The following is a 15,980-nucleotide window of genomic DNA, read 5'->3' on the forward strand; positions in this document are numbered from 1 at the left end:
ATGATTCTCCTCTGTGAACCCCTCTTAAATATTATCTTTGTGCTTTTTTAACTCCCATGCAGCAAGCAATAACATCGCTGAAATAACAAATAATAAAACTGGTCTTTCTGCATTCAGAGGATCGCCTGTCTTAACCGCTGTATCATCTTTTCCTGAAACTGAAGCATCCTTATTTCCTAATCCCTGATCTCCATTTGATGATTTATCAGATGTTGATGGCTGATCCGGTTTCGATGGCTGGTCAGGTTTCGATGGCTGGTCGGGATTTGATGGCTGATCCGGTTTGGACGGCTGGTCAGGATTATCTGTACCTGCATCATTTTTCTCAAATTCTGCTGAAACACTTACTGCTCCTGCCGGCATTACGAATGAATAGCTGTGATCTGCTTCCTCCGTAAGCTCTACCACGGAATCATCTTCCATTACTGCCTTTACACCCTTAAGTTTATATCCGTCATCTGCGGATACTATAATGGTGATCTTGTCCCCCTCTTTTGCCTTATCTTCAGAAACCGTCAGACTTCCGTTTTCCGGCTGAACCACTGTAACAGAGTAAGTCTTTTCCGGCTCCGGTTTTGTACTGTAATTCTGCAACGCTGCAGCCAGCTCTGTTCTTGCATTCTCTGTCTCCTCAAGTGTTGCAAGTTTATTATTTTTCAATGAAGAAGCATATACGGCTGCTTTTACAAGACTGGATTCGGATGAATCCGTTGACTCAAAATTGAGTCCATCTTTTTTTATTAACTCTTCTGCCTGCTTCAGCAGTGTATTTAACTGAGTTTTATCAACTGTCTCATATACTTTAAATTCCTGGATCATGTATATTCCTGCAGATGCATTAGATGCAATTCCCTGCATTTTTACATATCTTGCCTCAGTTGGTTCATCAAGGCTTACTGTATTGAAGAAATCACCATTTCCGCGTACTTCTTTTGCAGTTGTCCAGTTCTCTCCGTCATCCGATACAAGAATATTAAAATCTTTTCCTTTTCCACCGTATCTCCACTGAATCTCAACTTCGCTGACTGTTCTGGTCTCTCCAAGATCCACACATAAAGAGCTGTCTGCATGATAGCCTTTCCAGAATGAATTCATCTCTGAAGTACTTGTATCCGGCTTCGCTGTTGTATCTTCTTTTTCAGTAAATGCATCTCCGTCAAATGCCTTAAAAGCGACGTTGATTCTTCGTTCTGCATTGTCAACTGCATCTCCTGATTTGTAAGAAGTACCGCCTGCTGCTTTATTCTGTGCAACATTCGTCTTAACTGTAGTTTCACTCCAGTCATCTGTATAGTATTCTGCCGCCTCTTCTGCTGACAGAGCCTGATTGTAAACCTGAAGATTTGCCATCTTTCCATGCAGGTTTTCTCCAATCTTTTCCAGCGGAAGAAGAACCGAAGAATTAAGTGTTGTTATTGCACCGCTTGCCAGTCCGTCTGCATCTGACTTCTGTGAAAGGAAGGTCTGCAACTGTCCATTTACATAAAGTTTCGTTCCCTGGAATGTTCCTACGAGCATGATCTTTACTGTAGAATCATCGGTCGGTACTGTATAGTTGAAATCTCGTGTAAAGTAATTTACATTGGCTGATAAATGACCGCTCTCTGTTCCTGCAATCTGAATCTGTCCATCATAACCTGAAAACAGGGAAGATGCGGTTGTATTTTTTGCAGCTTCTTCCGAATCTACTTTCAGGTCAAATGCTACTGTATATGGATAAGAAAGTGTCTTAAGCGGAGTTGTCAGTGCTGTACCGTCAAAAGACAAATATCCGTCTTCACTGATCTCTGCTCCATTTCCAAGTGTTCCGTTATAGCCGTTACCGCTTGTATCATAAACTGTCTTTCCATCAGAAGATACATTCTTGAAATCATAATCCAGTACCAGGGAGGAGTCTGAATCCGCCTGCATTGCAATGTCTGTCCCCGGTCCTTCTGCAAGTTTTGCAGCTCTCATCTCATACTGCTCAAATGTATCTGAATCATCCGTTCCTCCCCAGGTCTTTTCGCTTACAATCGCTGTTGCTCTGAGGACTCTCTGGTGAACATCCTTTTCTGTCATACCTTCCTGGCTCTGATCTCCCCAGATAGCAGCCTTTGCTCCAAGAAGATTTGGCTCACCTAAAAGTACATTATTTGCTCCAAAAATCGTTGGATTCCAGTCATTGAACAAATATTCTGCATTTGGTACATCACGGTTTGTTCTGCCCGGATTTCCATATAAATATGCATCACGGCAGTTTACAATTCCATATCCCTCTGCTGCACGTGCCTTTGCATTCTCATAATTTGTTGCCCAGATATCCAACTGATAGTTGGACGTAAGATCCACATCAGAAAGTACGGTAGATGCTGTTGAGAACATTCCTGTTCCCGCACCCCACATTCTGATCTTTGTATCAGATCCCAAATTGCCCTGAATCGTCTGTCTGAGCTGATCCGCAAACTGTGCGAACTGGTCTTTCGGGGTATGATCCCAGTATTCATCCGCTCCAATATGTACTACATCTCCTGAAATTGTCGGAGAATTGCCCTCTGTATACTCATTCCATAAAGTCTTTGCAAAGCGGAGTGCTCTTTCAGCATTTGCCCCCTGCAGATCCAGAAGCTCCAGACCTCCCTTTGTAGTTACATTGGTACTTGTGCTGCGGATTCCTCCCTGCAGCCAGTCAATGCCATCCGGATTTTCATCTGCATACTTATTATATAAAAGTGAATGTCCCGGAAGATCGATCTCAGTCATCATATGAATCCCGAGACCTGAACATGTCTGCTGCAATTCCTTCCACTCTTCCTTCGTGTAGGTCGGATTGCCCTGATAATCTGCATTATTCAGATAATAATCCTCATTCACAAAATTGGACGGGATTCCCGCGTGCTTCACTTCAGATGTCAGTGACGGAAATTCATCACTCTCCAGCCGATGGAATCCGGCATGTGTCTCATTGCTTGCAAACGCTGTATTACAGTTATCATTATCATTAATGTGGAGATGATATTCGTTCATCTTATACCACAGCATGACCCTGGCATAATCCTGAAGCTGTGACAGTCTGTATGATGTACGTGCCACATCCAGCATGATTCCCCGCACCTCGTAAGCCGGATAATCTCTCGTAATACCTTTTGGAACTGTTCTGTTATCCTCTGCCTGATCCAGAATCTGCTCCACCGTGATCGTTCCGTACAGGCATCCTGTATAGGTTGAAGCACAAATATGGACACCCTCATCATCGGTCTTTAACAGATATCCCTCATCCCCGACTCCATATGTATCATCCGTCTGTGACTCAATATAAATATCATTGGAGGAAGATGGTGCATTTCCCTCTTCTACAGTAAGATCCAGTCCTGAAATTTCCTTTAAATCTTCCTGCATATTCCAGGCTGCTTCGCGGATTCCTACATCTGCAGTATCGTTATAAATAATCTTTGAACTTTCTGTCAGTTCAAAATCCCCCTCATATCCATACCACTCCTGGAGACTTGGTATCACTTCTGGCTTTTCATTCGGAGCTGATACTTCCGGGAAGTTTCCATCCGGATAATTGCCGCTGTGATCCTGGATCGTTACTTCTATATTCTTCTCCGCATACTCTTCCGGATTCTTTTTATTCTCTACTCTGACAAGCAGTGTCACATTACGGTCACCGATATTATAATCACTGATCTGACCATCATTGCTGACTACATTCTCCAGGCTGCTGCCTCTTACATACGCATTCACACCTCTGGCAGTTCCTGTATTTACAGTGATCTGACCATCCTCAATCTGTAATGAATCTGCCGTGATGCCAGACAGCGTTCCATTCACATCTGCACTTTCATTCTGGGAAAAGACCTGAATTTCCCGAAGATTGACATTATTTCCGACTGCCTGTGCATTTACTTTCCTGATATACATTAAGACATATCTCTTCAGCTTTGCATCCACTGCCAGTGCCGGACTGCTCGTTGTAGTAATTGTATCCGTATTTGCACTTGTATCAGCGATATTCTGTCCTTCACCATTGGCAACCAGACCATTTGCTGAAGGTCTGCTGACACTGACAAGACTTGTCCAGTTGTTCAGGTCAACATCCGTGCTTCCCGCTGTCAGTGTTGACTCATCTGCTGTATAAAGCTCATATTCCATCGGCCATACTTTCATGTTGTACCAAAGCCTGATCGATGAAATATCCTCTTCCTCCGCATCTTCTCCGCGGTCGATCTGAATCCACTGAGCAGTCTGTTCTTCAGAATCCTTGCTGCTTCCTGATGCTGCTCCCCAGTTCTTCATATCTGCCGAATTCCACTGAACTGCCTCTGAAGTAACTCCATCCACAGCGTATTCCGGTCCATAACCGTTCGCTGTAGACGAGGCGATCGTCGTCTTGCCCTGGACAAGATTCTCCATCTGCACATTTTCTTCCGCATAAACTCCTGTCGGAACATATGTGGCTGCACCTGTAAATACAAGTGAAAATGCTGCAATAAGAGAAAGCAGTCTCTTCTCTTTCATATAAATTCCTCTCTTCCTTCTATTTATATAACTCTCATATAACTCATTTGTGCAAAATTATACTATATTTTTTTGTAAAAATCCAATTAATTTATACATTTTTTCCATAAAGCAGGTCAGATACTCTATTCAAAATACTTATACGCTGCGTAAATATTTTAAAGAGACTGAATCCGTATATAAAAAAGCATCATCCTGTGTAATCTCCACACAGGATGATGCTTTTAATAACATCCGCTCTGCAATTATTTTCTAAGACCAAGTTTCTCGATCAAAGCACGATATCTTTCGATATCAATCTTTTTAAGGTATGCAAGAAGTCCTCTTCTCTGTCCTACCATCTTCAGAAGTCCTCTTCTTGAGTGGTGATCCTTCGGATTAGCCTTGAAGTGATCTGTCAGCTCGTTAATTCTTGCTGTCAGGATAGCAACCTGTACTTCCGGTGATCCTGTATCTCCCTCTGTTCTTCCAAATTCTTTGATGATAGCCTGCTTCTTTTCTTTTGCGATCATGTTCTTTTCCTCCTTAAAATTCTTGATATAACCGCCTGGCATTAAGCAATGGTCGGAGTGATCCGATTACCGAACACCGGCTGATTCATAACCTTTGCTAGTATAGCACAGTGGAACATTCTTGTAAAGAACTATTTTCCCGAATCATTTCTGAATGTAACCTTCCCTGATGAATGATCTCTGAACCCTGTCCCCACAGCTCTATCCTGATCCATCAGCTTTTTTTCAGTGGATGTTCCCGGAAATATTCCTCACCATATCGCATATCCTGCATCACACACGCCCTCAGTTCTTTCACAGAATCAAATCTTGTCTCTGGACGCTCAAATTCCAGGAACCGGATCGTAATGTACTTCCCATATGCATCCCCTTCATAATCATAAACATAAACTTCAAATAATTCTCTCTGTTCCTGCGTTACTGTCGGCTTCACTCCTGCATTTCCCACACCACCATACCATTTTCCGTCAATCAGGACCCGGCAGGCATAAACTCCGTACCGCGGAAGAATCTTCCCATCCTGTGGTGCGACATTCATCGTCGGAAATCCTAAAGTACGCCCCAGTTCCCGTCCATGTTCTACAATTCCCGTCATTTCATAAGGATAGCCCAAAAGTTCCTGTGCCAGCCGGATATTTCCATGGGACAAAGCCTCCCGTACATAGGTACTGCTGATCTCTCGGTCTCCCAAACGTGCTTTTTCTACCACATCAACAGTATAATCATATTTCTGTGCATATCGCTCCAGCATCTGATGATCCCCTCGTTTCCGATACCCGAAGGAAAAATCCGAACCAACGACAATATGTGCCGCATGAAGCTTTTCGTAAAGGATTTTCTGAATAAACCGTTCAGCTTCCATTGTCATCAGATCTCCGGTAAATGGATAATCGATCAGATAATCCACTTTTCCATCCAGTAATTTTTTTCTTTCTTCTTTTGTCATCAGACAGTTTCTCTGCATATCAAATGCACATACAACACTGACACAGTCGTTTCCCGCATAAGAACAAATCTTTTCGATCAGTTTCTGATGTCCTCTGTGAAGCCCGTCAAATTTTCCAAGAGTTACGGCTGTTCTTTTTCCCTCTCTGAAAGCATCAATTCCTTTTATATACTGCATAATTACCTCAATTCTTCCGGGTCAAGGAACATCTTTACAAGATGGAACATTTTTCTATCTTCCATATACCGGTAAACCCCGATAAAATGTCCCTGTGCATCATATACTCTGACCTTTTCGCCGGAACAGAATTTTCCGTCTTCTGATAACTGGTTTTTGAAAAAATCATTTCCATTATAGGCTTTGGAAATATATTTCTCAGCAGGGACAACGGACTGTAATTCACTGAACATCTGATCCAGTGGGATCAGTGCATCTTCCAGTCTGCCATTTTGTGCAAGATCACTTAGTTCCTCTAATTTCAGACTGTCTTTCAACTCGAATCTCCCGACTTTTGTCCTGGTCAGTTCTTCCATACAGCCACCTGTTCCGAGCAGATTTCCTATATCATGACAAAGAGTGCGGATATACGTTCCCTTTGAACATGTCACTTCCATCCTTACTCTCGGCAACTGTATTTCTTTGATATGGATCTGATAAATGGTTACTTTTCTGCTTTTACGTTCTACTGTCTTTCCCTCTCTCGCAAGCTCATACAGCTTTTTCCCATTGACTTTCAGTGCAGAATACATGGGAGGGATCTGATCGTATGTGCCTTTGAAGCTTTCAATCACTTTTGTCACTTCTGCTTCATTCAGATGGTCTGTCGGCTGTTCTTTCAGTATCGCCCCTGAAATATCCTGCGTATCCGTTGTCTTTCCCAGTAACAGTACCGCCTCATAAGTCTTATCGCGGTCTGTCAGAAGATCGCATAACTTTGTTGCACGCCCCAGACAAACAGGAAGCACCCCTGTCGCATCAGGATCAAGGGTGCCTGTATGACCGATCTTTTTCTGACCGGCAATCTTACGCAGAACGGCAACTACATCATGGGATGTATATCCTTTTTCTTTATATACATTTATAATTCCGTTCATTCTTAGTCTTCCTGTTCTATTTTTTCATCTAATTGCTTTTCGATCAATGCTGTCAGATTATTGATGACATCATGGACGGAACCTTTCATCGTCACTCCGGCTGCACGGACATGACCTCCGCCACCGAAATATTTTGCGATCCTGCTTACATCAACCCGTTCTTTGGATCTCAGACTCACTTTGAAAGTCTGTGGAGCAGTTTCATGAAGAAACATCGCCACCTCTACTCCTTTTGTCTGACGCATCTGGCTGACGATACCCTCAAGATCAGACGGTTTTGCCTGGAAAAATTCCATTTCTTTCAGACGCACCACTGAAACAATGCACCGTTGATCCAGCACCATAATGCTTTCCAAAAGTGCCCTTCCAAGAATCTGATTCTGCACATACGTCTTTTCATAATATGTCCGATCCGTGATCTTTGCAGTATCGACCCCTTTCCGCATGAGCTGTGCCGCTGCCTCCATCGTCTCCGGGCTGGTGCAGGAATAGCGGAAAATTCCGGTATCATGAGCAATTCCCATATAAAGAGCCTCTGCCGTCTCAAGACTCATTTTATCATAATCCAGCAGATTATATACCAGTTCAGAAGTAGAACTTGCATCCGGCACAATATAATTGACATCTGCAAACGCCTCATTGCTCACATGATGGTCAATGCACGCAGTCTGCTTTGATTCTATGAATAATTTCTGGGAAAATCCAAGACGCTGCAGATCCCCACAGTCCATACAAATGAATAGATCATAGATTTTCCCTTCAGGGAGCTCACTTTTGACTTCATCGGTATGACGGATCATACTGTAAGCCTCCGGAACTGATTCCAAATACAGATCTGTCTCAATCTGCGGAAAATTTTCTTTCAGATAAAGATACAGTCCCATCGTAGAACCTACACAGTCGCCATCCGGGCGGACATGTCCGCCCAGTGCAACACTCTGTTTTCCCTCCAGCAATTCCTTCAGATTAAACATCCTGCTCATCAGCTCCATCCTTTAAATCTCTTGTCACTTCATCGATTTTTTTACTGATATTCACACCATATTCGATTGACTGATCTACGATAAACCGGATTTCCGGTGTATTTCGCATATTGATCGTACGTGCCAGTTCGCGGCGGATATAGCCTTCCGCACTCTGAAGTCCCCGGATGGTATCCTGCTGGGCTTTCTCATCACCCAGTACACTGATATAAGCCTTGCAGGTCTTCAGATCCGGAGCTACCTCCACGGCAACTACAGAAGTCATCGGTGCAACGCGGGGATCCTTGATCCCTGCACGCAGGATATTGCTCAGCTCACGCTGGACTTCAGCATTGACACGAGTATTTTTAATACTGTTCTTTCTCATTGCTGCTCCTTTTACTTACGCTCAGTCTCGACCATCTTATATGCCTCGACCTGATCGCCCTCTTTAATATCATTATAATTTTCAAATACAAATCCGCATTCGTAACCTGCTCTTACTTCCTTCACATCGTCTTTGAAACGCTTCAGGGATGCAAGTGGTCCGTCGAATACTACAATGCCATCACGCACCAGACGTACAGAACAGTTTCTCTCGAAAATACCATCCAGCACATACGCACCTGCGATCGTTCCGACACCGGATGCCTTGAATGTCTGACGCACTTCTGCATGACCAAGCACTTTCTCTTCAAATACCGGATCCAGCATTCCCTTCATAGCTGCCTCTACATCTTCGATTGCATTGTAGATAACTCTGTAAAGTCTTAAGTCTACACCTTCGCGTTCTGCAATTTCTTTTGCAGTCGCATCCGGACGTACATTGAAACCGATAATGATCGCATTGGATGCCGATGCAAGGATGACATCAGATTCGTTGATTGCTCCGACACCACCGTGGATGATCTTTACTACAACCTCATCATTGCTCAGCTTCAGCAGACTCTGCTTGATTGCCTCTACTGATCCCTGAACATCTGCCTTTACAACGATATCCAGTTCTTTCAGGTTACCCTCCTGGATCTGGTTGAACAGGTCATCCAGTGACATTTTGGATTTTGTCTCTTCCAGAAGTTTTACTTTGTTCTGTGAAATAAATGTCTCAGCAAATGCTCTTGCCTCTTTATCAGAAGCACATCCAACAAAGACTTCTCCTGCATTCGGCACATCATTCAGACCAAGGATCTCAACCGGCTGGGACGGACCTGCTTCTTTGACACGTCTTCCCTTATCATCCATCATCGCTCTTACACGGCCATGTGCACTTCCGGCTGCGATAGCATCACCAACATGAAGCGTTCCTTTCTGTACCAGTACAGTTGCAACTGCTCCTTTTCCTTTATCCAGCTCTGCCTCGATCACAAGACCACGGGCAGCACGGTTCGGATTTGCCTTCAGTTCCATTACTTCTGCTGTCAGAAGGATCATTTCTAGAAGCTCCTGGATTCCTTCTTTTGTGTGTGCAGATACCGGTACGAAGATCGTACTTCCGCCCCAGTCTTCCGGGATCAGTTCATACTCTGTCAGCTCCTGCTTTACCCGTTCGATATTGGCACTTGGCTTATCAATCTTGTTAATGGCAACAATAATCTCGATTCCGGCTGCTTTTGCGTGGTTGATCGCCTCGATCGTCTGCGGCATAACACCATCATCCGCTGCTACAACAAGGATCGCGATATCCGTAGAATTTGCTCCACGCATACGCATTGCTGTAAATGCTTCATGTCCCGGAGTATCAAGGAATGTGATCTTCTCTCCGTTGATCTCGACAACGGATGCACCGATGTGCTGTGTAATACCGCCGGCCTCACGTCCTGTTACATTACTGTCACGGATCGCATCCAGAAGAGAAGTCTTACCATGGTCAACGTGTCCCATAACGCAGACAACCGGAGGACGTTTCACCATCAGGCTTTCATCTTCCTCATCCTCTTTCAGGAGTTCTTCGATTACATCCACGACCTCTTCCTTCTCACACAGAACATCAAATTCCATTGCGATCTCTTCAGCAGTATCGTAATCAATCTCCTGATTTACCGTAACAACTTTTCCCTGCAGGAACAGCTTCTTTACGATCACAGACGGAACACTCTTCATCTTGTCGGCAAGTTCTTTGATCGTAAGAACTTCTGGAATCACGATCTGCTTGATCTGCTCTTCCTTCTTTTCTTCCGGCTTATTCTGCGGTTTCTTTACTTCGACCACATTTTTCTGCTTTTTGCCTTTTTTGCCCTTGCCCTCAAATGCCTCGTCTCTGTATTCTTTCTTCTTATTATCTCTCTCTTTATCTTTCGCCTTATTTCTCTGGCTCTTCTGCTGCTCGACGATTGGAGCTGCGTCTCTGTCCGCACGGTCATTTCTGCGGTTATCATTTTTTCTGTCAGGACGAGATCCCTGACCATTTCTTCCATCACGGTTATCGCGGCCTCCGAACCCCTGTTCGCGTCCGCCTCTTGCATCACGGTTGTCACGCGGTCCTCTTTCCTGACGCGGTCCTCTTCCGTCTCCATTCGGACGTCCGCCTCTTGCATCACGGCTGTCACGAACCGGACGGTTCTCTCTGTCACTGCCTGGACGCTGTGGTCTGTCATTTCTCTCCTGACGTACCGGTCTTCCCTCTCCGCTGGTACGTCCTGCTGTCTGAGCCGGTCTTTCTGTGCGTACGGTTCTCTCTGCCCGGTCAGTTTTCTCCTGACGCGTACCTGCCTGAGCCGCTCTCTCTGTACGCACCGGTCTTCCCTCTGCACCTGCTGCACGTACCGGACGGTTCTCTCCTCCGCGTGCATTTCCCTGTGCGGCACCTCGTCCCTGGTTTGCTCCCGGACGCTTATTTCCCTGCAGTCTGCTGCTATTTCTGGAATTCTGCGGACGCACTACAAATGCAAGATTTTTCTTCTTTGGCACTGTGCTGTCCTTTTCTCCTGCTTTTTCTGCTGCCGGTTCTGCCTTTGCTGGTTCTTCATTTCTTCCGGCATTTTCTCTTCTAATCTCTTCTGCCACGTTATCCTCCACTGTACTCATATGATTCTTAACTTCAACATTTTTCTTTTTCAACTGTTCCAGGATCTCCTTATTCCCTACTCCCAGCTCTTTTGCAAGTTCATATACCCTCGCTTTCGCCATATCAAAAAACCTCCTTCAGGCAATCAAAAACACTCTTTTAATGCTTTTAAAATTCCTTTTGCAAATCCTTCGTCCAATATTGCCAGGGATGCACGGAACTGCTTTCCCATTGCATGCCCCAGAGTATCTTTATCGCTGTAGAAAATAATGGGAACATCATAAAATTCACACATATCCCGAAACTTCTTTTTCGTATTCTCTGATGCATCCTCTGCCACAACTACAAGTCCGGCTCTTCCTGACTTCGTTTCACTCTCTGTCAGGAACTCACCACTTGCACAGCGTCCTGCTTTTGTAGCAAGGCTGATCAGCGAAAGTACTTTATCTCTGGCCAATCTGTTCCATCTCCTTTGCAAGTTTTTCATAAACTTCCTGTGGAATTTCCTGCTTAAAGGAACGCTCCAGTCCATGACTCTTCACTGACAGGTCAAAGCATGCTTTACACGGACAAAGGTAAGCACCTCTTCCGTTCTTCTTCCCGGTCACATCAACCAGAAATTCTTCTTCCGTTCTGAGAATCCTGATCAATTCTTTTTTTGGTTTCATTTCCCCGCAGCCCACGCATTTACGCATGGGAATCTTTTTATTCACTGCCAAATGCTTCACTCCTCCGAGTCTTATTCTACGTCTGTCTCCACAAACTCAATTTCATCGCTGTCTGTCTCATCCACAGCAGCTTCTGTATTCTCTTCTTCCTCATCATATTCACCGACTGTATAGCCTTCTTCACCGACCATACCCATCTGCTCCATATAATTTTCCGGAAGTTCACCACTTTCGATTGCCTGTGTCTCACTCTTGATATCAATCTTGTAACCTGTCAGACGTGCTGCCAGTCTTGCATTCTGACCTTCTTTTCCGATTGCCAGTGACAACTGATAATCCGGTACGATCACACTCGCTACCTTTGCATCCGGGTCAGCCATAACAGAAATTACTTTTGCCGGACTCAATGCATTCTCGATCAGAAGTGCCGGATTTTCATCCCAGTTAATAATATCAATCTTTTCACCACGCAGTTCCTGTACTACTGCATTGACTCTCGCACCGTTCATTCCCACGCATGCTCCGACCGGATCTACATTTGGATCATTGGACCATACTGCCATCTTTGTACGGGAACCTGCCTCACGGGCAATACTCTTGATTTCTACCGTTCCGTCCTTGACCTCGGCTACTTCTGCCTCAAACAGACGCTTTACAAGCTCCGGATGTGTACGGGATACAAGAATCTTTGGTCCTTTTGTCGTATTCTTTACTTCTACAATATAAAGCTTGATACGCTCTGTCGGCTCAAAATGCTCTCCCTTAACCTGCTCATTCTCTGTCAGCATCGCATCTGCTCTTCCGAGGTTGATACTGATATTTTTTCCAACATAACGCTGTACAATACCGGTTACAATATCTTTCTCTTTCTCAAAATACTGATCAAAGACAACTTTTCTCTCTTCTTCTCTGATCTTCTGAAGGATCAGGTTTTTTGCATTCTGTGTTGCAATACGACCGAATTCTTTTGAATAAACCGGAACCTGGGCGATATCACCGATGTGCAGGGACGGATTGATCTTTTCTGCATCCTCCAGGCTGATCTCGATTGCCGGATCAAAAACTTCTTCCACAACTTCTTTTTCTGCAAATACGGAATAGTCACAGGTCTCTCTGTCCATCACGATCTTAATATTATCGGATGTCCCGAAATGGTTCTTACAGGCACTGAGCAGAGAATTTTCAATTGCTTCCATCATGACATCTTTGCTGATGTTCTTTTCTTTCTCAAGAATCGTCAGTGCTTCAAGTAATTCTGTATTCATTATTTTTTCCTCCTAAATTAAAAATCCAAAGCAAGGCGGATCAGAGCGATGTCTCCTCTGTCAAATGTCTGCTCTGTATCATCTTCATAAGTGATTGTCACCGTACTGTCATCATATGCTTTCAGTAATCCTACAAATTCTTTCTGACGGTCAATCGCACGATACGTGCGGATCTCCACTTCTTCTCCAAGACTCCGTTTAAAATCTTTCTCTTTTTTCAGAGGTCTTCCAAGTCCCGGAGAACTCACTTCAAATACATAGGAGTCTGCAATGTAATCCTTCTCGTCAAGGATATCTGAAAATCTCCTGCTCACTGCTTCACAGTCATCGACAGCAATGCCGCCGGGTTTGTCAATGTACGCTCTTAAATACCACGTACCACCTTCTTTTACATACTCCACATCCACAAGCTCAAATCCCAGTTCTGTTACGATTGGCTCAAGAAGTGTCTCTGTCTGCTGCTCATATTCTTCTCTTCTGGACACACTAAACTCCCTTTCTTTAAAATGATATGATGTCGGGGGCACCCCCCCCGACTTTGATGCCTACGGATTGCTCCGTGCTACGCACTCCCACAATCCTACCCAATATTCGCATATCGTGGGATTAGCATCATGATATTTTACATAAAGAAATCCTTATATCATCAAAGAAGAGTGAACTTTCGTCCACTCTTCTGCCGTTCCCTTTATGTATCTTTTTTAACCTTATCACCTTTTTTTTGATAAATCAAGGGTTTTCTTTTATTTTTTGCCGATTTTACTTATTTTTTCCATTTTTAACGGGTTTTATTCCCAACACCATCTCTTTTCGCAGCTTTCAGACGATTTAGAGTCACCGTCTTTTCTCCATAGGTTACTTTCGTCTCTGTTCCTTCTTCAAAAAGATAAGTATGCTCCAGCTCATCCTTTTTCTGCAGACGGATTCCTCTTACTCCGACTGCCGCCTTCTTTTTCTCAGGTACATCTGCTGCCGGGAATCTTAAGAAATATCCATTTCTTGTCTGCAATACTAGATTCTGAGTTTCGTTCACCACTTTTACAGAAACCAGCCGGTCATCTTCCTGAAGTTTCGTTGCCACGATCGTACGCTTTGCAACCTGAAATTCTTTTCCATCCACCCGCTTGATCATTCCCTGTGCTGTGGCAAAGAGGAGTTTTGCAAACCGCATCTGTTCTGCATCACAGATCATCACGATTTCTTCCTCACTGCTTGTATAATTGCTCACATTATCAATCGGAGTCCCTTTTTCACGGAATTTTCCATAAGGAAGATCCAGTACCTTCACCTGGTGCATCTTTCCGGTATCTGTAAAGATGCAGAGCTTTCCGGTATTCATACAATGTACAATGTATTTATTTTCAGAATCCGCAGCCTCTTTATTTCTCTCATATACTGCCATATCAACAGTCTTCGCATAACCAAACCGATCCATCAGGAACACGACTTCCTGTTCTTCCACCTTCTTTTCCTCAAAGACGGCTTCTTCTGCATTTTCGACAACAGTGCGGCGTTTTCTTCCAAATTCTTTCTTATAAGAATCCAGTTCTTCCATGATGACTTCTGCCATGGAATCATAGTTGTTCAGGATATCTTCATATCTTGCGATATTGTTCAGTGTCTGCTCATGCTCCTTCTGAAGTGCCTCGATCTCCAGTCCGATCAGACGATAAAGACGCATCTCAAGGATTGCAGTGGCCTGACGCTCTGTAAACCGCAGCATTGCTGCCATTTTCTTTGAAATGGAAAATTTAAACCGGATATTCTCCGTCTTTCCTTCAACCAGACAGGCTCTTGCATCCTTCACCGATTTACTTCCCCGGAGAATCTCGATGATCAGGTCGATCACATCGCATGCCTTGATCAGTCCTTCCTGAACTTCACTCTTCTCCCGTTCTCTTTCCAGAAGTGTCGTATACTTTCTCGTTGCAAGTTCAAACTGGAAATCCACATGATGCTCAATGATCTGCTTTAACCCCAGCGTCTCCGGACGGCCGTTCGCAACTGCAAGCATATTAACTCCGAACGTATCTTCCAGCCTCGTCTTTTTATAGAGCATATTTTTCAGGTTTTCTACATCTGCTCCACGCTTCAGTTCAATGACGATACGGATTCCCTCTTTGGATGACTGATTGGAAATATCTACAATATCTGTCGTCTTTTTTGTCTCTACCAGATTGCAGACATCATTCAGAAATTTTCCGATTCCAGCCCCGATCATCGTATACGGGATCTCCGTTATGACAAGCTGCTTTTTCCCGCCTTTCAAATCCTCTACTTCCACTTTACCACGGAGCTTGATCTTTCCCTGCCCTGTCTCATAAATATTCAGCAGATCATCTTTATTGACCACGATCCCCCCGGTCGGGAAATCCGGTCCTTTAATATATTTCATGAGCTGTCTGGTCGTGACCCCGTCATTTTTCATATAAGCTTTGACACCATCGATCACTTCACAGAGATTGTGCGTCGGGATACTCGTTGCCATACCAACTGCAATTCCTTCTGCTCCATTTACAAGGAGATTCGGTACACGCATTGGGAGAACCACCGGCTCTTTTTCTGTCTCATCAAAGTTTGGTCCAAAATCAATCACATTTTTATCCAGATCTGAAAGACATACTTCCTGTGTAAATTTTGTCAGCCTTGCCTCCGTATATCGCATTGCTGCCGCACCGTCTCCCTCGATCGAGCCAAAATTTCCATGTCCGTCTACAAGGATCTGACCTTTTTTAAAATCCTGTGCCATGACTGCAAGTGCATCATAGATCGAACTGTCTCCATGCGGATGGTATTTACCCATGGTATCTCCGACAATACGGGCACACTTCCGGTAAGGCTTATCATAACGGATCCCCAGCTCATACATATCGTACAGAGTCCTTCTCTGCACCGGCTTCAGTCCATCCCTGACATCAGGAAGTGCCCTGGCGATGATAACACTCATCGCATAGTCGATATAAGATTTTTTCATCAATTCCGAATATTCGGTTCTGATAATCTGAGATTCACTGTTCATTTTCATTCTC

At 44.2% G+C, this 15,980-nt stretch carries 12 protein-coding genes; all 12 read right to left on the reverse strand.

Annotated elements, in window-relative coordinates; translation table 11 throughout:
• Positions 1 to 24: 24 nt before the first annotated feature.
• On the reverse strand, positions 25 to 4,500 hold the full coding sequence (locus tag NQ541_RS06795; protein WP_005611855.1) for a family 20 glycosylhydrolase: 4,476 nt from the start codon (positions 4,498 to 4,500) through the stop codon (positions 25 to 27).
• 245 nt (positions 4,501 to 4,745) lie between these two features.
• Positions 4,746 to 5,012, reverse strand: coding sequence for a 30S ribosomal protein S15 (gene rpsO / locus NQ541_RS06800; protein ID WP_023923306.1), 267 nt, complete (start codon positions 5,010 to 5,012; stop codon positions 4,746 to 4,748).
• A gap of 214 nt (positions 5,013 to 5,226) precedes the next feature.
• Positions 5,227 to 6,135 carry a bifunctional riboflavin kinase/FAD synthetase gene (locus tag NQ541_RS06805; RefSeq protein ID WP_005611852.1) on the reverse strand — a complete coding sequence of 303 codons (909 nt, stop codon included), beginning with the start codon at positions 6,133 to 6,135 and terminating at the stop codon, positions 5,227 to 5,229.
• Between the two features lie 2 nt (positions 6,136 to 6,137).
• Positions 6,138 to 7,052 (reverse strand): tRNA pseudouridine(55) synthase TruB, encoded by a 915-nt coding sequence (gene truB / locus NQ541_RS06810; protein WP_005611850.1) that lies wholly within the window; start codon positions 7,050 to 7,052, stop codon positions 6,138 to 6,140.
• Positions 7,053 to 7,054: 2 nt separating this feature from the next.
• Positions 7,055 to 8,026, reverse strand: coding sequence for a DHH family phosphoesterase (locus tag NQ541_RS06815; protein WP_005611849.1), 972 nt, complete (start codon positions 8,024 to 8,026; stop codon positions 7,055 to 7,057).
• Positions 8,019 to 8,402 (reverse strand): 30S ribosome-binding factor RbfA, encoded by a 384-nt coding sequence (gene rbfA / locus NQ541_RS06820; protein ID WP_005611847.1) that lies wholly within the window; start codon positions 8,400 to 8,402, stop codon positions 8,019 to 8,021. The genes NQ541_RS06815 and rbfA overlap by 8 nt, the downstream gene beginning before the upstream one ends.
• Before the next feature lie 11 nt (positions 8,403 to 8,413).
• The gene (gene infB / locus NQ541_RS06825; protein WP_005611846.1) at positions 8,414 to 11,140 is read right to left on the reverse strand and encodes a translation initiation factor IF-2; all 2,727 of its coding nucleotides are present in this window, start codon (positions 11,138 to 11,140) and stop codon (positions 8,414 to 8,416) included.
• A gap of 23 nt (positions 11,141 to 11,163) precedes the next feature.
• Complete coding sequence (locus tag NQ541_RS06830) at positions 11,164 to 11,475, reverse strand: L7Ae/L30e/S12e/Gadd45 family ribosomal protein (protein WP_005611844.1); 312 nt, start codon at positions 11,473 to 11,475, stop codon at positions 11,164 to 11,166.
• Entirely contained in the window at positions 11,462 to 11,737 is a 276-nt protein-coding gene (rnpM, locus tag NQ541_RS06835; protein ID WP_044940882.1) for an RNase P modulator RnpM, read from the reverse strand. The genes NQ541_RS06830 and rnpM overlap by 14 nt, the downstream gene beginning before the upstream one ends.
• Before the next feature lie 20 nt (positions 11,738 to 11,757).
• Positions 11,758 to 12,951, reverse strand: coding sequence for a transcription termination factor NusA (nusA, locus tag NQ541_RS06840; protein WP_005611841.1), 1,194 nt, complete (start codon positions 12,949 to 12,951; stop codon positions 11,758 to 11,760).
• A 17-nt stretch (positions 12,952 to 12,968) separates the two neighbouring features.
• Positions 12,969 to 13,436: a ribosome maturation factor RimP gene (rimP, locus tag NQ541_RS06845; protein ID WP_005611839.1), complete on the reverse strand. Its 468-nt coding sequence runs from the start codon at positions 13,434 to 13,436 to the stop codon at positions 12,969 to 12,971.
• A gap of 293 nt (positions 13,437 to 13,729) precedes the next feature.
• A complete protein-coding gene (locus NQ541_RS06850) occupies positions 13,730 to 15,970 on the reverse strand; it encodes a DNA gyrase/topoisomerase IV subunit A (protein ID WP_044940879.1) in 2,241 nt (746 codons plus the stop codon).
• Between the last annotated feature and the right edge of the window lie 10 nt (positions 15,971 to 15,980).

The organism is [Ruminococcus] lactaris ATCC 29176, from assembly GCF_025152405.1.
Lineage (GTDB): Bacteria > Bacillota > Clostridia > Lachnospirales > Lachnospiraceae > Mediterraneibacter > Mediterraneibacter lactaris.